The sequence below is a fragment of the Nocardia carnea genome (genome assembly GCF_029869215.1).
Taxonomy (GTDB): domain Bacteria; phylum Actinomycetota; class Actinomycetes; order Mycobacteriales; family Mycobacteriaceae; genus Nocardia; species Nocardia carnea_B.
The window spans coordinates 1-17,465 of sequence record NZ_JARWPM010000103.1 but is presented as its reverse complement, the minus strand read 5'-3'; the positions used below and the strand labels follow the sequence as shown (position 1 = coordinate 17,465).

The 17,465-nt window shown below is 69.5% G+C and carries 14 protein-coding genes, 1 tRNA gene and 1 pseudogene; 9 read left to right on the top strand and 7 right to left on the bottom strand.

Going from position 1 to position 17,465, the window contains the following annotated elements:
• Nucleotides 1-440: 440 nt before the first annotated feature.
• Both QH276_RS05915 and QH276_RS05910 read right to left on the bottom strand, forming a co-directional pair.
• On the bottom strand, nt 441-1,088 hold the full coding sequence (locus QH276_RS05915) for a TetR/AcrR family transcriptional regulator (protein WP_280398363.1): 648 nt from the start codon (nt 1,086-1,088) through the stop codon (nt 441-443).
• Between the two features lie 162 nt (nt 1,089-1,250).
• A complete protein-coding gene (locus QH276_RS05910) occupies nt 1,251-1,913 on the bottom strand; it encodes a TetR/AcrR family transcriptional regulator (protein ID WP_280398365.1) in 663 nt (220 codons plus the stop codon).
• A 377-nt stretch (nt 1,914-2,290) separates the two neighbouring features.
• On the opposite strand from QH276_RS05910, the gene QH276_RS05905 reads away from it, so the two are divergent.
• The 7 genes and pseudogenes from QH276_RS05905 (at nt 2,291) to QH276_RS05875 (ending at nt 9,417) form a co-directional block, all read left to right on the top strand.
• Nucleotides 2,291-2,361 (top strand) — tRNA-Gln (locus QH276_RS05905).
• A 145-nt stretch (nt 2,362-2,506) separates the two neighbouring features.
• Nucleotides 2,507-3,046 (top strand): hypothetical protein, encoded by a 540-nt coding sequence (locus tag QH276_RS05900; protein ID WP_280398362.1) that lies wholly within the window; start codon nt 2,507-2,509, stop codon nt 3,044-3,046.
• A gap of 250 nt (nt 3,047-3,296) precedes the next feature.
• Entirely contained in the window at nt 3,297-4,784 is a 1,488-nt protein-coding gene (gene glmU, locus QH276_RS05895; RefSeq protein ID WP_280398361.1) for a bifunctional UDP-N-acetylglucosamine diphosphorylase/glucosamine-1-phosphate N-acetyltransferase GlmU, read from the top strand.
• A pseudogene (locus tag QH276_RS05890) lies at nt 4,784-5,761 on the top strand (ribose-phosphate diphosphokinase); the annotation flags it as partial. The gene glmU and the pseudogene QH276_RS05890, both read left to right, overlap by 1 nt.
• A gap of 456 nt (nt 5,762-6,217) precedes the next feature.
• The gene (locus QH276_RS05885; protein ID WP_280398358.1) at nt 6,218-7,573 is read left to right on the top strand and encodes a hypothetical protein; all 1,356 of its coding nucleotides are present in this window, start codon (nt 6,218-6,220) and stop codon (nt 7,571-7,573) included.
• Nucleotides 7,574-7,883: 310 nt separating this feature from the next.
• A complete protein-coding gene (locus tag QH276_RS05880) occupies nt 7,884-8,801 on the top strand; it encodes a ribonuclease Z (RefSeq protein ID WP_280398357.1) in 918 nt (305 codons plus the stop codon).
• Between the two features lie 91 nt (nt 8,802-8,892).
• Nucleotides 8,893-9,417: a bleomycin resistance protein gene (locus QH276_RS05875; protein WP_280398356.1), complete on the top strand. Its 525-nt coding sequence runs from the start codon at nt 8,893-8,895 to the stop codon at nt 9,415-9,417.
• Between the two features lie 107 nt (nt 9,418-9,524).
• Here the strand turns inward: QH276_RS05875 and QH276_RS05870 are convergent, their stop codons facing one another.
• A complete protein-coding gene (locus tag QH276_RS05870) occupies nt 9,525-9,977 on the bottom strand; it encodes a winged helix-turn-helix transcriptional regulator (protein ID WP_280398355.1) in 453 nt (150 codons plus the stop codon).
• A 115-nt stretch (nt 9,978-10,092) separates the two neighbouring features.
• Here QH276_RS05870 and QH276_RS05865 point away from each other — a divergent pair, with 115 nt between their 5' ends.
• On the top strand, nt 10,093-11,001 hold the full coding sequence (locus tag QH276_RS05865; protein ID WP_280398354.1) for an NADP-dependent oxidoreductase: 909 nt from the start codon (nt 10,093-10,095) through the stop codon (nt 10,999-11,001).
• A gap of 105 nt (nt 11,002-11,106) precedes the next feature.
• Here the strand turns inward: QH276_RS05865 and QH276_RS05860 are convergent, their stop codons facing one another.
• The 4 genes from QH276_RS05860 to QH276_RS05845 form a co-directional block, all read right to left on the bottom strand.
• Nucleotides 11,107-12,333, bottom strand: a complete 1,227-nt coding sequence (locus tag QH276_RS05860; RefSeq protein WP_280398364.1) for a CHAT domain-containing protein — start codon at nt 12,331-12,333, stop codon at nt 11,107-11,109.
• Between the two features lie 179 nt (nt 12,334-12,512).
• The gene (locus QH276_RS05855; RefSeq protein WP_280398353.1) at nt 12,513-14,024 is read right to left on the bottom strand and encodes a tetratricopeptide repeat protein; all 1,512 of its coding nucleotides are present in this window, start codon (nt 14,022-14,024) and stop codon (nt 12,513-12,515) included.
• Between the two features lies 1 nt (nt 14,025).
• Nucleotides 14,026-15,156 (bottom strand): hypothetical protein, encoded by a 1,131-nt coding sequence (locus QH276_RS05850; RefSeq protein ID WP_280398352.1) that lies wholly within the window; start codon nt 15,154-15,156, stop codon nt 14,026-14,028.
• The gene (locus QH276_RS05845; protein WP_432278600.1) at nt 15,156-16,622 is read right to left on the bottom strand and encodes a hypothetical protein; all 1,467 of its coding nucleotides are present in this window, start codon (nt 16,620-16,622) and stop codon (nt 15,156-15,158) included. The genes QH276_RS05850 and QH276_RS05845 overlap by 1 nt, the downstream gene beginning before the upstream one ends.
• A 146-nt stretch (nt 16,623-16,768) precedes the next feature.
• On the opposite strand from QH276_RS05845, the gene QH276_RS05840 reads away from it, so the two are divergent.
• Nucleotides 16,769-17,314, top strand: a complete 546-nt coding sequence (locus tag QH276_RS05840) for a lipoprotein LpqH (protein ID WP_280398350.1) — start codon at nt 16,769-16,771, stop codon at nt 17,312-17,314.
• Nucleotides 17,315-17,465 lie beyond the last annotated feature (151 nt).

Genomic DNA, 17,465 nt, shown 5'->3' with positions numbered 1-17,465 from the left:
CCCGCATGGAACGCGCCTGGTACTTCCTGATCCCCTCGATAGTCCCGGACGACAAGGTGTCGTACTTCCGCGAATTCGCCGCCCGCCGCCTGCGCCGCTACGTGCCGTAATGTTGGCGCCGACTTCGTCGGCGCGGGTTTTGGCCCCCTTGGCCGGGCCACAACCTCCAAGGGCCTCGCTGGACTCGGCACCGCCGCTGGGCGCGTCCGACCCGTATGCGGCCCTCCTCCGGAGGCAGGCATCGATGGTTCGGGGCCCGTCTCGTTCAGGAGCGACAGAGCGGGGCAGCGTTGCGGAGGAGCGGCGGAGTGAAGAACGAGACCAAGGGGGCCCCGAACCCGGGGGGGCGGGGGGGGGGGCGGAAATTAATAAAATGACAAGGAGGGGGGGGGGGGGGGTTATTTTTTGGTGGACCGGCGCGCCGCTGGGGGCCGCCAACATTACGGCACGTAGCGGCGCAGGCGGCGGGCGGCGAATTCGCGGAAGTACGACACCTTGTCGTCCGGGACTATCGAGGGGATCAGGAAGTACCAGGCGCGTTCCATGCGGGAGGCCATCTGGTCCATGGATTCGGTGCCGACCGCGACGATATGCATACCGGTGGTGAGCCCGTAGAGCAGCAGGCCGATGGTTTCCGGGTCGAGGTCGGGGAGCAGGTCGCCTTGGGTGATCGCCTTCTCGGCGAGCAGTTTGTACGTCTCACCCCAGGTTTTGGCGATGTTGTCGCCGTTGGCGCCGCGGTAGTCGCCGATCTGGTGGGTCAGTTTGAGCATCGCGCCGACCATCGGATCGTTCATCGACAGATCCGCCACCACGTAGGTGATGCCGATCGCCGCTTCCAGCGCGGGCACCCGGGAATCGAAGAATCCCTGGCAGGACGCCGTGAGCCGCTCTTGCCCCTGATCCACCACGGCGCGGGCCAGTTCCTCCTTGGACCCGAAATGGAAATACAAGGCGCCCTTGGTGACATTGGACTGCGCGATGATCTCGCTGAGGCTCGCATTGGCGTAGCCCAAGCGCAGAAAGACATCGGCAGCGCCGGCCAGAACCGAATCGCGGGTTATCTCCGCGCGCGCTTGCCTAGCCATCAGACCCGCCTGTCATCCCAATAACCAGCCATCCTGAAGTAGACCGACATTGTCGAAGTAGACCGACTTACCGCCCGAACAGCACCCAAAGGATGGGTGAACCGTACCATCCGTTCCGGGTACGGTTCTCGATTCGACGGCCCACCGGAGTTCGCGGGCAGTTCAACCGCGGTTATCCGAACTCTGCTGCCCGCCGGGCGAGTTCGCCGGGCGCGGCCCGGCGCCGGCGGGCCATTCCGAGCTGAGTTGCGGGTCGGCCTCGAGGTGGCTGAGCCCGTTCCAGCACAGATTCACCAGGTGTGCGGCGACCACTTCCTTGGAGGGGCTGCGCACGTCCAGCCACCAGGTCGCCGTGGTGGCCACCATCCCGACCAGCGCTTGGGCGTACAGCCCGGCCAGGCTGGTATCGAAACCACGGCGATCGAAATCACCGGCCAGCAGATGCGCGACCTGGTTCACCGCCTCGTTGAGCAGGCTCGAATACCGCCCGTCGGTCGAGGAGACCGGCTGGTCGCGGACCAGGATGCGGAAGCCGTCGGTGCGCTGCTCGATATAGGTGAGCAGTGCCAGCGCCACCTGTTCGAGCCGGACCCGCGATCGGTTGTTGGTGAGCGAGGAGGTGATCATGTCGAGCAACATCGACATCTCGCGGTCCACCACCACCGCGTACAACCCTTCTTTCCCACCGAAGTGTTCGTAGACGACGGGTTTGGAGACCTGGGCGCGTAACGCGATCTCCTCGATGGAGGTGGCGTCGTAGCCGCGTTCGGCGAACAGCGCCCGGCCGATCTCGATCAACTGCTGCCGCCGCTGGGTACCGGTCATCCGCTGCCGACCCTGCGTGACCTGATCGGCGGCCTCTTTCGGCACACCACCGGCCGGTGGCTCCCCCACCGTTCGCGGCTCTCCCGACGACACGTTCCCGCCTCCCTGGCTACCGAGGTCGCCGGTACAGCCGGATCTCCGACCAGCGACCAAAACCATCGAGATCACTGTCTCAGACCCGCTACGGACGCGCTCACGCGGGCATACCGCGGCTCCGCGGGCGCTGCCTCCGGGATCGGGCACCGCCAGACGAGCCGACCGGCCCCTCCGGCGTGTCTCGACACCCACGGTTCGACGAAAACCGGGGTGGCATGCGAGTATCGTTGCCGTGCCTGGGCACAGCGGGCGGGTTCACCGACAACCCACCGGTGTGACAGTCCGCCGTAGTGTAATGGCAGCACCTCTGATTTTGGTTCAGATAGTTCAGGTTCGAGTCCTGGCGGCGGAGCAGAACAGCCTATGAGCTGGTGGAATACCGCGTACCTGCCGTCGGGCTCCGCCCCCGAGTCCCGTCGAATGCCGTGACCGGCAGACGTTGTCGTCCGCGTCGCGGGTCGAGTGATCTCCCCGGACCCCGAGGTGGGAGGGAAAACATGCGCAGGGCACCGAACGCATGTCCGTTGATCGCCGCTGTCCTCGCCGCCACGGCTCTCGCCACCGGACAGGCATCAGCGCAGTCCGCCGTGGGGCCCGGCTCCTCGGGCTCCGGCTCGGGATCGGCACAGATCGCCGTGGGGCCGGGCACCTCGCTCGGCCTGTGCTCGGTGACGGCGACGGGATATGCGGAAGGGCAGCCGGTCGCACTCACCGCCGGGCACTGCACGCTCGGACTGTTCGGGGAGATCCGGCTGCCCAATCTGGACTGGGCCATGATCCCCTTGCTCCCCGGCACCCCGACCCACAACACCCTTCCGAGCGGTGAGCAACTGACCGCTGCGGGTGCGCCCGGCGGCGAGCTGTGCAGGTGGGGGCAGCGCAGCGGGACGCGCTGCGACGGTTACACGGGCATCCGGGTGGGTGACTCGGGTGGACCGGTGTACCGCCCGAACGGCGACGGCACCGCCACCCTCGTGGGCGTGACCAGTTCGAATGTCCGGTTCTCCGGCCTGCCGCCGGGGTTTTCCCTATCGTGACCGGCGGGTACGCCGGTAATCGTTCGACGGCGTGATCGTCGGGCCCGGCCCACGCCGGGGCTGATACGCTCATGCCCCGTGCAGCGCGACAACAGGCCGTCGCCGAACGGGGTAACCCTTCCCCACGGGCGGCCTTCTCGTATGCCCGGGAAATCGCATCGCTCGGACCCCATCCGACCTGGGCAGGTCCGAATCCTGGTGCCGGAGTGACTCGCGTGCACGATGACCATTGTCGGGCCGAGGGAGATTCATGCAGGAGCAGACCGCCGTCATCGTGCTAGCCGCAGGTGCCGGTACGAGAATGCGGTCGAAGAAGCCGAAGGTGCTGCATCCGCTGGCCGGGCGCAGCATGCTGGCGCACGCGCTCTACGCCGCGCACGCCATCGCACCGCGCCATCTGGTGACGGTGGTCGGGCACGACCGGGAACAGGTCGGCGCCGAGGCTGCCGCGGTAGCGCGCGAACTGGACCGCACCGTCGTCCCGGTGGTGCAGGAGCAGCAGCTGGGCACCGGCCACGCCGTTCAGGTGGGTCTCACCGGATTGCCCGCCGATTTCACCGGTGATGTCATCGTCACCTCCGGTGACGTCCCACTGCTCGACGGGCACACCCTGTCGGCACTACTGGACGAACACCGCAGCTATGCGGAACGGCCCGCCGTCACGGTCCTCACCTTCGTCCCCGACGATCCGAACGGTTACGGCCGGATCGTGCGCGACGCCGACGGGGAGGTCGCCGAGATCGTCGAGCACGCCGACGCAACCCCCGAGCAAGCCGCGATCACCGAGGTGAACTCCGGCGTGTACGCCTTCGACGTCTCGGTGCTGCGCACCATGCTCGGCCGGCTGTCCACGGCGAACGCCCAGCACGAGCTCTACCTGACCGATGTGCTGAAACTCGCGCGCGAAGCCGGTTACCCGGTGCAGGGCGCGCGGCTGGTCGATTCGGCGAAGGTCACCGGGGTCAACGATCGGGTGCAACTGGCCGCCGCGGCCCGCACACTCAACCGCTACATCCTGGAACGCCATATGCGTGCCGGGGTGACGATCGTCGACCCGGCCACCACCTGGATCGACACCGATGTGCAGATCGGCCGCGATACCGTCGTACGCCCCGGGGTCCAGTTGCTGGGCACCACGGTGGTCGGCGAGGACGCCGAGATCGGTCCGGACACCACCCTCACCAACTCCGTGATCGGCGACGGCGCCCGGGTGATCCGCACCCACGGCGAGGGCGCCAGGGTTGACGCATTTGCGACAGTCGGCCCCTTCAGTTATCTGCGACCCGGGACGGTACTGGGCGAATCGGGCAAGCTCGGGGCGTTCGTCGAGACCAAGAACGTCGAGATCGGCAGGCACACCAAAGTCCCTCATCTCACCTATGTCGGCGATGCCACCATCGGCGAGCACAGCAACATCGGAGCATCCAGCGTGTTCGTGAACTACGACGGGGTGGGCAAGCACCGCACGATCGTGGGGTCACATGTGCGCACAGGCAGCGATACGATGTTCATCGCCCCGGTGACCGTGGGTGACGGTGCATATACCGGAGCAGGTACTGTGCTGCGGGAAGACGTCCCACCCGGCGCGCTCGCCGTGTCCGGGGGTGCACAGCGCAATATCGAGAACTGGGTGCAGCGGAAACGTCCAGGAACCGCTGCAGCGAATGCGGCGGCGAAGGCACTCGCGGCCGATGAGATACCGGATCGGGCAACAGAGCTTAAGGATGGCAACCAGTAGTGACCGCGTCATGGATCGACAACCAGAAGAACCTGATGCTCTTCGCCGGACGGTCGCACCCAGAACTGGCCGAACAGGTGGCCAAGGAACTCGACGTCCACGTCACCCCGCAGACCGCGCGTGATTTCGCGAACGGGGAGATCTTCGTCCGCTTCGAGGAATCGGTCCGCGGTTCCGACGCCTTCGTCCTGCAGAGCTTCCCGGCACCGCTGAACCAGTGGCTGATGGAACAGCTGATCATGATCGACGCGCTCAAGCGCGGATCGGCCAAGCGGATCACCGCCATCCTGCCGTTCTATCCCTACGCCCGCCAGGACAAGAAGCACCGCGGCCGCGAACCGATCTCCGCCCGGCTCGTCGCCGATCTGCTGAAAACCGCGGGCGCCGACCGGATCGTCACGGTCGACCTGCACACCGATCAGATCCAGGGCTTCTTCGACGGCCCCGTCGACCATATGCACGCCCAGCTGCAGCTCGCGGAATACATCCGCACCAACTACAGCCTGGAGAACATCACCGTCGTCTCCCCCGACTCCGGCCGCGTCCGGGTCGCCGAGAAATGGGCCGATTCGCTGGACGGGGCGCCGTTGGCGTTCATCCACAAAACCCGCGATCCGCTGGTGCCGAACCAGGTGAAGTCGAACCGGGTGGTCGGTGAGGTCGAGGGCCGTACCTGCATCCTGATCGACGACATGATCGATACCGGTGGCACCATCGCCGGCGCGGTGAACGTACTGCGTGAGGCCGGTGCCGGCGATGTGGTGATCGCCGCGACCCACGGCGTGCTCAGCGCCCCGGCGGCCGAACGCCTGGCGGCCTGCGGCGCCAAGGAGGTCGTGGTGACCAATACGCTGCCGATCACCGAGGAGAAGAAGTTCCCGCAGCTCACGGTGCTGTCCATCGCGCCGCTGCTGGCCCGCACGATCCGTGAGGTGTTCGAGAACGGTTCGGTGACCGGGCTGTTCAACGGCAACGCCTGCCCCACTTCGTACCGACCCCCCGGACCTATCGGCCCGGGGGGTCGTCGCGTATCCGGGACAGGTCGCCGCCGGCGTTGCCCGGATGGCTCGCCAGCACTGGTCGCGGTCCTTCGGCGGGCCCCGCGCGGCGGCGCATACTGGGTGGTATGGATCGCGAACCACAGGCGCCCGATATGGGTGACGATGACCAAGAAGACGAGGTCCGCGCCTACGAAAGCACTATCGAGGACCCGCCGGACGACCTCCGGATCCGCAACCGGGAAGGCGCCGACGACGGCCGGCTCGGCATAGCGGAATCGCTCGCGCAGGATCCGGACCGCCGCGACCGGGGCGGCGCGGACGACCGTCCCGCCGAAGCCGCCGCAATGCATATCGAGGACGAACCCGACAGCTGACGCTCACCCCACCGCGGTACCGACTACGAGCCCTCGACGATACGACCGAGGAGACGTGATGAGCACACCGCAGGACCCGCGCAATCCCGGCGAACCGCCACGAGCTCCCGGCGGGGAGCCGCCCTGGGAACACAGCGGCGAAACACCCGGGGAACAAAGTAGCGACGCACCCCGGCAGCACAGCGGCGAAACACCCTGGCAACGCAGCGATGCGCCCTCGGAGCACGGCGGCGAGACCCCCGCGGGTGGTGACCGCGGTGGCCCCGGCGAGCGACAATCCACCGGCCGCACCCCGGAGACGCCGGACGAACCGTTCGTCACGCCCACCGCCCCGCAACCGCCGGACGAAACACAGGCTCCCCGGCACGGCCCGCAACCCCCGGAAGAACCGGCCGTCGCGCCGGGTGCACCGCAGCCCCCAGCAGCCTCGGGGCCCGGTGACCGATCGAGCGCGGAAACCGGCGGACCCGGGGCAGGACGTACCGCCGGCGAGACACCCGCACATTCCGAGGACCCGCCGACCGAATACCTCCCGAAGATCCTGCACCGGGAGTCGGGCACTGCAGGCTCGGGCCGCACCGGTGGCGAGCCGGAGCCGGGCGGCCCGAATGCGGGTGTGGCGGGCAGCCCGGCCGACGACCACCCCACCCGGATGTTGCCCAAACAAGACGAGCCGGGCGGTGCAGCACCGCGGCTGGACAAGGGCACAGCGGCGTACACCCACGGCTGGCAGCCCGGCTCATCCGAACATCAACCGGGTGACCGACCCGGCGGCGAAATTCCGCCGGAGGCGTGGTCGGCGCGTCCCGAGGAGCAGTCCCCGGGACAGGCGTGGCAACAGCAGTCGCCGGGGCAGGGCGGCTACTCCCGGACCGGCGGCTCCTATCCGGGCGCCTACGGCGGGCAGTCCGGCTGGGGTGAACAATCCGGCGAGCAGGCAGGCTGGGGCGCACCCCATGGACAACCCGGCTGGAGCGGACAACAGGGCTCGGGCGCCCAACCCGGGCAACAAGCCTCGGGCGGACAACCCGGACAACAGGACTGGGCCGGACAACCCGGACAACAAGGCTGGGGCGGACAACCCGGACAACAGGGCTGGGGCGGGCAGCAGTCCGGGGGTTATCCCGCCTACCCGCAGCAGCAGTACCAGCCGTACGGCGCCACCCAGCAACCGGAACGTTCCGGACCGCAGGTCCTGTCGATCATCGGTTTCGTCTGTGCGGCGGTATCCCTGCTGTTCTGCCCGCTCGTCTTCGGGATCGCCGGGATCGTGCTGGGCGTAGTCGGCCATATCCGCGGCGAATCACTCGGCAAATGGGCCGCCATCGCCGCCGGTGTCTGCCTTGTCGCCGGCATACTCCTGGCCTGGGCCCTCTACGGAATGGACCTGGTACCCGTCGAATCCGCACCCTAGCGATGGTTACCGGCCCGCCCGGGGTCGCGGGGCGCGGATATCGCAGTCCCGCTCATCGCGCGGTCCGCCCGCGCCCGCTGTGCACGATCTGCCGGGTCGCATACTTTTCGCGGTGGGTGACGGCCGGAATGATGTGAGTTGCCTGTGCCCGGATATCGGTGCCCAGACCGTCGGCGACGACCCGTTCGCGCGGGTGGCGGTCGCGCTGCCGGTGCCCGGCGTATGCGCGGGCCCGAGCGGATATGGTCGACCCATGCCGATCGAGGACTGTGACCGACACTCACCGGCCGCCGGCCATCGGGGCCCGTAGATGTCACAGCGGGAATTGGTGGTGCTCGGGACCGCGAGTCAGGTGCCGACCGCGCACCGCAACCACAACGGGTACGTCCTGCGGTGGGGCGGGGAGGCGATCCTGTTCGATCCCGGCGAGGGCACACAGCGGCAGATGATCCATGCCGGGATCTCCGCGACCGATCTGACCCGGATCGCGATAACCCACTTCCACGGCGATCACAGCCTCGGGCTGGCCGGGGTGATGCAGCGGATCAACCTGGACCGTGTTCCGCATCCGATCGACGCCTACTATCCCGCCTCCGGCCAGCGGTATTTCGACAATCTGTGCGATGCCACGGCCTATCACCGTACTGTCGAGCTCCGCGCACACCCGGTAACCGAGCCGGGCCCGCTGCCCGCTGTGGGCGCCCCTTTTCAGCTCACCACCGCCCGGTTGGATCATCCCGTCGAGGCCTTCGGCTACCGGATCACCGAACCCGACTATCGCGCGATCCTCCCGGACCGCCTCGCCGGCCTCGGTTTGTCCGGTCCACTCGTCGGGCGGCTGCAGCGGGAAGGTGAAATCACCTGGCAGGGCCGCACGGTCCGGCTGGAAGAGGTCAGCACGATCCGGCCCGGCCAGAGTTTCGCGTTCGTCATGGACACCCGGCTCTGCCCGGCCGCCGGGGAACTGGCGGCCGATACCGACATGCTGGTCATCGAGGCGACCTTCCGCGACGCCGACGCGCACCTCGCCGCCGAATACGGCCATCTCACCGCAGGCCAAGCGGCCCGCCTCGCGGCCGAGGCCGGCGCCCGCACCCTGGTCCTGACCCATTTCTCCCAGCGCTACCGCACACTGGACGAGCACATCACCGAAGCGCGGCGGGAATTCTCCGGAGAGCTCGTGATCGCCACCGATCTGGCCCGCATTCCCCTGCCACCCCGCCGCTGATACGCCGCCGGGTACCGGTCGGCGACGGCCGATCCGACACGCGCCCCGAAAGCGGACGGGAACTGACCGGAAGCGGTGCGATGCTCGGCCCATGACCACAGCACCCCTGATCACACCCGGTTCCGAACTCGGCAATGGCTACGGCAGCGTCAACGCGTTCGCGGCGGTGAAAGGGCCCGGCGGAGCGCGGGCGTTCATCGAATTCCTCGGCGACGTCTTCGACGGTCGCGAGACCCCGGAGGCGCATGCCGACGATACCGACGGGCTGCTGATCCACGCCGAGGTGCGGATCGGGGATTCGTGCCTGATGGTGGTGGACTCGAAACCCGACTGGGTGTTCACACCGGCACTGCTGCAGGTGAATGTCGGCGATTGTGACGAAGTGCTGCGGCGGGCCGCCGACCGCGGGGCGCGAATCATCACCGAGACCACACCGTTCTACGGCCCGTCGTCGCTGGCGCGGTTCATCGATCCGTGGAGCAACGTGTGGTGGCTGTTCGGGCCGGCCCTCGCGGGGGCACCCGAGCCGACCTGGGATCCCGAGACGGAAACCGAGGAGTCGGAGATCCACGCGACGATCTGCCGAGCCCTGCGGGAACTCCGCCCACCGCAGTAGCGGCGGCCGGCCCGCGACAAGCTCGGCGACTGCTCGACTCCGTCCGGTCCGGCTGCCGCCGTGCTGCGGGCCACGGATGCCGTGGGGACGGGCCGTACATCCCTCGCCTAGACGAGGGTGTCCGCGGATTCGACGTCGAATTTCGTGCGGTGGTCCTGGACCTCGTCCATATGGGCTTCGGCCCAACTCTTGATACCGCGCATGACCTCGTGCAGCGACAGGCCCAGATCGGTCAGTTCGTAGGTGACCGTGACCGGGACGGTCGGCGTCACCGTCCGGGTCACCAGGCCGTCGCGTTCCAGCGAACGCAGTGTCTGGGTGAGCATCTTCTGGCTGACACCGGCGAGTCGCCGGGACAGCTCCGAATAGCGCATGGCCCGGGGTTCCCCGGCACACTGCCCCGCGGGGTGGAGGCCGTCGCTGCCCAGCGCCGCCAGGATCAGCGCCACCCATTTCCCGGAGATCCGTTCGAGCAACTGCCGGCTGGGACAGTCGGCGAAGAACGCGTCGTAATCGACCTTCTCCTGAGCTCGCTGTTGCGCCGCCGTCATCGTCGCCATGACCCGCACCTTCCTACCTGCCGGTGGGCTACGCACTTCCAAGTGCCTACTTCCCGATGGAGAGTTACTCATCCATTGTGGAGTAACAGCAACAGGAACTCCAGAGGAGGCAACAATGTCCACCACCTTCCGCACCGCGGTCGTCCGCACTCCGAGCGGGCCCGATTCGATCGAGATCATCGACGTGCCCGTGGTCGAACCGGGGCCGGGACAGGTCCGGGTGGCGATCGCCGGTGCCGGCGTCAACCCCGCCGACCTGGCCGTGACCGAGGGCTTCTTCCATGGGATCGGGCTGATCGACCAGCCCGAATACACCGGTCTCGGCTGGGATTTCGCGGGCACCGTCGAAGCTGCGGGCCCGGGTGTGGAGATTCCGCTCGGCACCCGCGTGGCAGGACTGGTCGGCGGATTCGATCGCGATTTCGGAACCTACGCCGAAAAACTGATCGTCTCGGCGGCCGATATCGCCACGGTCCCCGAGGGCCTCGACCTGACCACGGCCGCCACGGTTCCGCTCAACGCCCTGACCGCCGCACAACTGGTCGATCTGCTGGGCGACGGCGCCGGCCGCAGCCTGCTGGTGACCGGGGCGGCGGGCGCGGTCGGCGGGTATGTTCTCACGCTCGCCCAGGACCGGGGCTGGAAGGTCACCGGACTGGCCCGGCCACGCGACGAAGAATACGTGCGCGGCCTCGGCGCGGATTTCACCGCCACGGCCACACCGGGCTGGGACGCGGTGGCGGATACGGCCGTTTTCCAGGAGAAGGGCCTCGCGCTGATCCGTGACGGCGGCGTATTCGTCGGTGTCCGGCCGGGCGGGGAACCCCCCGCGGAGCGCGGTATCAGCACCTACGCGGTAGCGGTCCGAGCCGACGGCGCCCGGCTGGCCGGCCTGCTCGCGGACACCGCGACCGGCCGGCTCCCGGCCCGGGTGCACGCGGTCGTCCCGCTGGACCAGGTGGCCGCCGCGCATCGGACGGTGGCGCAGGGCGGTATCCGCGGCCGGTTCGTTCTGCAGCCGTAGGCAGACGCTCGCGGAACGGGCGAGCCCGGCGCGACGGTGCCGCCCGATCCCGCGCCCGCATCCGCTGAGCGACGGCATCTGACAGGGCGGTGTGCGGAGTCGTCCTCACGTGGTGAACGTGGCGAGGGCCGACCAGAGCAAGGGGGAATGTTCGACGGCTCCGGTTTCACGCCAGGCGCGGAGCCGGTCCCGCTGCCACCCGGTCAGCGACCGCACCGGATCCGCCGTGTCGTGGGCGGCGTCCACGGCGCAGATCGCGTCCTGAAGCGGGGCGGCGCCGGGAGTGGCCCCGAAGCGCTGGAAGGCGAGGTCGGTGGGGAGGGGCCAGCGGGTGGCGGTGACCAGTTCCGCGCCACCGGTGATCATCGCGGCGGTCAGGCCGAGGGCTTCGGTGAAGCGCAGGTCGCCGCCGCTTTCGCAGGCGATCAGGGCGACGCGGGCGGGGATCGGCCAGAGTTCGTTTCCGGCAACGGGTTCCGGTGCCAGGGTGTAGGTGCCGAGCAGGAGGTCCTTCGCGGACAGCGGGCGATGGTCGCGCTGCGGTTCGGCGAACCCCACGGTTTCGGCGGTGCAGGCCAGGTGGAGTTCGGTGTTCTCGCTCTGTCCCGATTCCGGTGGTGCCGCCGTGACATGGCCGACGTAGATCAACCGGGACGCACCGGCGCGCAAGGTCCGGGAGAGCCAGGCGCGATCGAGATCGGTGCGCCGGAAAACGGCGGACGGTTCGGGCGGCGCGGGGCGGAGCCGGCCGGACGCCAGATGGCCGGCGATACGCGCGGTGAGCGGGGTCGGCCGGTCCATCCGGCCCAAGACCGAGCCGAGGGCGGAATCGGCGCGGAATCCCGGCACCCGGGGGTCGAGCACCGCGACCACCGGCAGGTCACGCGAATCCGGCCACGACCGCGGGACCCGGACCGGTGCGTGCACGATCCCCGCGGGGGCCAGCAGGCTGATATCGGCGATATCGATCAGGCGGACGTCCGGGTCGGGCGCGATGATCTCCCACGGCACCTGCGCGACCCGCGGCGAGGGCTGCAACCGGAGACGCGGGCGCACCCCGCGCCGGTACAGGTCGTACAACTGGCCGGCCAGCGTTGCGGGCAACAGCGCCCGGGACAGCGCACGCGACAACTCGTACTCTGTCGCGGGTGTCGCGAATGCCGCGGTGGTGAGCGCTTTCTCCAGGCCACCGGATGTCTCCGGCGCCGGTAGCGCCGCGGTCAGCTCACGGACGGCCACGTCGATATCGTCGCCGGGCAGCACCGACACCCCCGGTGACGCCGATTCCTCGGCCCAGCGCCACGACACGTACACATCGCCCGCGTCGGCCATCCGGATGATCACAGTCGGCTGCTCAACGCCGATGTCGTCGCCGTTACGCACGAGTGAGGGCGCTCCGTGGTGACGCTGCGCTGCCGATTCCGCGCCCGGCCCGCTCATCCTGCCGCCATCGCGCCTCAGCGACGGCACTCCGTGATCACGCTGCGCTCCGGCTTCCGCGCTCGACGCGCTCATGCGGGAATCACCCGGTCCTCGCGGAACCGGCCGCCGTAGCGGTGCTCGGCGAACGCGATGTAATCGGCGAGCGCGATCCGGCCGCCGGGCGGCACCGCGAGGTTCGGCGGTGGCGCGACCGGTAGCCCCGCCGCCGCGGCGACCTGGGCCAGGGTGGCGCCCAGTTGCAGGGGTCCGGGCAGGTCCGCGGTGGCGGGCGGATTCGGGATATCCAGCGGGAATTGGGGCTGTGTGCCGGGCTGCGCCCGGTCGATATCCACACTTGTTCCCGCACAGCGCATTTCGATCAGGTCGGTGAGCAGCAGCCCGTCCTGGCAGAGGTGGGCGAACCGGAACGCCAGCCGGATGGCGGGTTCGGCGACCTCCCGGTGCCATTGTTCCCGCTGGTTACCGTTCGGCAGGGTGTAGCGGACGGCGTCGATGGCGATGGCGGCCGGTACCGCCAGTGCCCGGCCCGATTCCAGCAGTTCGGCAGGCGGGGAGTCCATATGGTCGATCACCATCTCCACCAGCACCGCATGCCAGTAGTCGAGTTTTGCGCATTCGGCGCCGAGACCTCGCTGGGCGTAGGTGGCGAAGGCGTCGTTCAGCAACTGCTGCCCCGCCCCGATCCGGCCGCACGCGTATTCGACGGTCGCCAGCCGGCACTGCAGTCTCGCGACGTCCAGTACCGCCCCGGACGCCTCGAAATACTCGAGCCCCCGGCGATACCACTCATGCGCGCGGTCGACCTCTCCGCGCCGTTCGGCGAGATAACCGCGGATCTTCCACCCGACACCGGCCCGGTAGCCGAGTCCGGCCCGCTCGTAATACTGCTGACTGGCCTCCACGAGTTCTTCGGCCTCGTCGAGCCGGTCCATCCGGCTGAAGAGCTGCGCCAAATTCTGCTGGGTGTCGGCGACCGCATTGTGATCACCGGCCGCGGTGAACGCCGCCAGCGCCTGCCGCGCGAAATCCACGCCGAGTTCGCGGCGCCCGGACTCGAAATAGCCCCCGGCCAGGTTCATCAACGGGTGGCCGGCGAGGTGCGGGGCGAACCGCAGGGCCGCGTTCAGGGATTCGGTGCCGATCTCTACCACCCGGCTCCATTCGCCGCGGTGGGTCGCGACGGCGCTCAGCGAGAGCAGACACGAAACCCGCAGCACACCGAGGTCGTCGGCGCCGGTGAGCAGCGCGCGGGCCTGCTCCAGCACCTCCTGCGCTTCGTCGAGCGCACCGAGATGCTGGAGCGCCTGCGAATAGTTGATGAGTGCGGAGGACCGCTTTTCGACGGCGTCGCCGGGAATCTGCTCGAGCGCCGTGCGGTACCGGGTCGCGGCACCCGCGTGATCGCCGAGTTCGTCGTACATACTCGCGGCGTTGATCAAGGCGCTGGTCCGCACGCCGTCGGTGGTGGTGTCCACCGCATGCTCGAAGATCCGCAGCGCCTCGGTGACATCACCGCGCTGATACGCGGCGGCGCCCTCGTACAGCAGTTCCAGGCCGGGCGGTGTATCCGGGTCGGTCATCTCAGAAATCCGAATCCTCTTCTGCTGCCGCTGTCTCCGATCGCAGTGGCGCGATATCGGCCGACGGGAAACCGGCCGGTGCCGCGGTGGCGCCGGCTGCCCTCCGCAGCCGGTTGCGTGCGAGCTCGCGGATGTGCTCCCGGTGCTCCACCTCGGATATGCGGCCCGCAGCGACGTGTCCGGCAGACGATTCGGCGGGTTCAGCGGTACCCGCCGGAGGTGCCGGTCCGACTCCGGGCACATAGATCTCCACACCCGTCACCGCATCCGCCGGGCCCGTGACCTCCCCGGACCAGGTGTCATCATGCAATTCCAGCGCGGCGTCGACGGCACCGGCCGGTGTCCGGATGAGGGCGCGCGGGCGTAAGTAGCCGGGCAGGCCGGCTGTCACCGACGGGGCGGCGACCGCGGTCACGCGGACGATCGTGCTGCCCGCCGTGCGGAACAGCGCCCAGGACACCGCGCGCTCGGACGCGTCCACCACTCCGGGCGGACACAACCGCCAGTCCCAGCCGGAGCCGCCGCGGCCGAGCGGAAGGGCGGTACCCTGGCCGGCCGCGGCACCGCCCGCCGCGAGGGCGTAGTCGTCGGCGCGCGCGGTGGTCGGCTCGGGTATCCGTGCCGCGGTGTCGCGGTCGCCCGGGAGCGAGTTCGAAACCTGCTCGGTGAAGGGTTCGGAATCTGCTCCGTTGACCACGTTTTCGCAGCTCCGCGTCAACTCCGCGATCTCGCCGTCCAGCAGTTCCGGGTCCAGTGCGGCGATACCGTCGACCGTGGAGGCGGGCCACCAGCGCGCCGACCAGTGGGCGTAGGCGAGACGGCGGACCGCCGCCGCCAGGCCGGGCTGCTCGGGGTGGGCGGGTAAGTCCACCGGACGGGTGTATTCGTCGGCGGCCACGGCCACCTCGGCGCCGTAGAGCGCCCACAACCATTCCTGCGCGCCGTCGAGATCGTGCAGGGTCGCCGCCGGCACCCGGTGCCCGGCGAGCAGACTCCAGGTGAGATGACCGCCCGCGACCTCGAGCACAGCCGTATCCAGTCCCGGGCCGGAGTCGGCCGCGGTGGGGGCGCCGGCCGGCGCGATGATCCACAGGTCGGGGTGTATCCGCTGGACCCGCACGATATCGGCCATCAAACGGCCCTCGATTCGGTGACCACCGGCGCGGTCCCGGCGGCCCGCGCGCTCAACGCCTTCCGGACGCGGGTCCGGTGATCGAGCACCACCGAGCGCGCGATCCCGTCGAGCAGGTCCCAGAGCTCATCGGGTTCGGTCACCGGAAGTTCGCGAACATCGCGACCGTGCAACCGGACCCACAGCCGCCGCAGATACGGCCGCCACGGACGGCGCAGATCGGTGGCGATGGCCGCGAGCGGGCCCTGTGCGTCCGGCACCGGATGGATCACCATCCGCCGCGCCTGCAGCACGTAGGCTTCCCGCTGCCATCTGCTGTTGATCAGGCGATGAGCGGCCGTTTCCGTTGTGACATCCGCAGGTTTGTCCCGGCCCGCCGAGCCGGTGATGGGCGCCAATCCGAGCGCCAGCTCGACCCCCGCCGCGGCGGTGACGCGCAGCGATTCGTCGAGCACTGCCCACGGCGCGCAACTGCGGGCGATTTCCGTGGTGACCAGCTCGGGAATCGGGGGAAGTTCGGCGCGCTCGGTCGAGACCTGCAGGACCGTGAAAACCCGCTCGTAAACAGAACGGTCGAAGGGCAGGCCGAGGTCGGCCGTCGACGCCGAATCACCCAGCGCGGGCCGGCACGGAACGGGATGTTCGGTGAGCCCGAGGAGGTTGGCGTCGTATCGCGCAGGGAGATCCGGCGTCACCCTCGCTACCCGCACGCCGGCCGGCTGCCCGGATGCGGGGGCCGGCTCCGCAACCCCGTTGTGCCGGTCGCAGGCCGACGCGTCCGATTCGACGCCTGCCGCCCGGCTCGCGCGGTCCCACCACAGCGCGATACCGGAATGGACACCGGCATTCGCGGCGATCAGCCGGCCGAGATGCCGCCGGCCCGGCCCGGTATCACCCGTTGTCCGTGTCGCGACCGCCGACTCCAGGAGTTCGCGTAGCTCCGCCGCATGCGCGGCGGCCACCGGGCGCGATACCGGCCGCCGACCCCACGCCGTATCGAGGAGCCGGTTCAGTTCGACCGCCCGCGCGGGATCGGTGAGGTGCTCTTTCAACGCCTGCGTGGTACGGCCCGCCGCGAAACCGTGGATTTCGCGCAGCACCGCCTCCGCGCGTAACCGGTCGCGCTGGGGGTCGGGGTGGCCGCGGGTGGCGGCCAGTTCGAAACAGCGCTGGAAATACAGGTCCTGGGCGTTGCCCTCGGTGATCCGCAACTCGCGGCGGACCTGTTTGAGCAGCGTGTACCAGGCCGCTGTCGCCCGCAACGCGTCGGCGTGGGCGTGGAGGCGGGCGGCGAGCAGGGTCGCGCCGTCGGCGGACAGGATCGCACCGCCGCAGCTCGGGTACTGGACCGGCCGGATCACGAGCGGATCCAGGATGAGTTTCACGGTACGGCGCAACGGCCCGCCCTGGGGGCCGCTCAACGCCTGCACACCCTCGAGACCGCGCCACACCTCGTCGAGAACCATGGCCCGCGGTCGTCGCATGCGCCCAGGTTAACGGAGTTTCGGGCGATCGGTGGGGGCAAAAGTTGGGATCGGTAGGCGGGTACGGGTTCCTAACTTTTCTCGCAACGGCCCACCGGGGCCGCGACACCGAGAGAACAGGAACCATCATGAACACGACGCTCTTCCGCATCGGCGCCGCCGTCCTCGCCGCCGCCACCATCGCGCTGACCTCCGCGTGCGGAGACGATGCCGCGAGCAGCCCGGCCACCTCCGCGGCCGATACCCCGGCGGCGACGGATTCCGCTCCCCCGGCGGGCGAAGCCGGCGGGGATTCGAAGGCCGTGGTCGACGGGAAGGCCCTCACCGCCGATTTCGACACCACCTGCGCGAAACAGGGCAACACCCTGGCGCTGGCGCTCACCGATACCGCCAACCAGCAGTACGGCCAGCTGAGCGTGAGCGCCAGCATCGTCGACGACAGCACGGTGCAGGCGGTGGCGATCGCGGGCAGCCAGGGCGGGTCGAACGGGATGCCGTACGCCGTCGGCTACGGCAACGGCCAGCCGGGTGGTTCGGCGCAGGTCACCAAGGACGGCGACACCTACACCGTCACCGGTGAGGGAATCGGCGCACCCGATATGAGCAACCCGATGGCCGGCCCGGCCACCGCGAAGTTCGAGATCATCTTCGCCTGCTCCGACATCGTCGGCTGACCGGTCCGGGCACCCGGCTCCCCGGGGGGGCCCCCCCCCCCCCCGGGGGGGGGGGGGGGGGGGGGGGGGGGGGGGGGGGCGGCCCCCCACGGGGGGGGCGCGAGAGGCCCCCCCCCCCGCCCCCCCCCCCCCGGGGGGGCCCCCCCCCCCG

Coding starts and splice junctions, on each gene's coding strand:
- QH276_RS05915 (WP_280398363.1), bottom strand. CDS start 1,088: ATGGCTAGGCAAGCGCGCGCGGAGATAACCCGCGATTCGGTTCTGGCC.
- QH276_RS05910 (WP_280398365.1), bottom strand. CDS start 1,913: ATGACCGGTACCCAGCGGCGGCAGCAGTTGATCGAGATCGGCCGGGCG.
- QH276_RS05900 (WP_280398362.1), top strand. CDS start 2,507: ATGCGCAGGGCACCGAACGCATGTCCGTTGATCGCCGCTGTCCTCGCC.
- glmU (WP_280398361.1), top strand. CDS start 3,297: ATGCAGGAGCAGACCGCCGTCATCGTGCTAGCCGCAGGTGCCGGTACG.
- QH276_RS05885 (WP_280398358.1), top strand. CDS start 6,218: ATGAGCACACCGCAGGACCCGCGCAATCCCGGCGAACCGCCACGAGCT.
- QH276_RS05880 (WP_280398357.1), top strand. CDS start 7,884: ATGTCACAGCGGGAATTGGTGGTGCTCGGGACCGCGAGTCAGGTGCCG.
- QH276_RS05875 (WP_280398356.1), top strand. CDS start 8,893: ATGACCACAGCACCCCTGATCACACCCGGTTCCGAACTCGGCAATGGC.
- QH276_RS05870 (WP_280398355.1), bottom strand. CDS start 9,977: ATGGCGACGATGACGGCGGCGCAACAGCGAGCTCAGGAGAAGGTCGAT.
- QH276_RS05865 (WP_280398354.1), top strand. CDS start 10,093: ATGTCCACCACCTTCCGCACCGCGGTCGTCCGCACTCCGAGCGGGCCC.
- QH276_RS05860 (WP_280398364.1), bottom strand. CDS start 12,333: ATGGCCGACGCGGGCGATGTGTACGTGTCGTGGCGCTGGGCCGAGGAA.
- QH276_RS05855 (WP_280398353.1), bottom strand. CDS start 14,024: ATGACCGACCCGGATACACCGCCCGGCCTGGAACTGCTGTACGAGGGC.
- QH276_RS05850 (WP_280398352.1), bottom strand. CDS start 15,156: ATGGCCGATATCGTGCGGGTCCAGCGGATACACCCCGACCTGTGGATC.
- QH276_RS05845 (WP_432278600.1), bottom strand. CDS start 16,622: ATGGTTCTCGACGAGGTGTGGCGCGGTCTCGAGGGTGTGCAGGCGTTG.
- QH276_RS05840 (WP_280398350.1), top strand. CDS start 16,769: ATGAACACGACGCTCTTCCGCATCGGCGCCGCCGTCCTCGCCGCCGCC.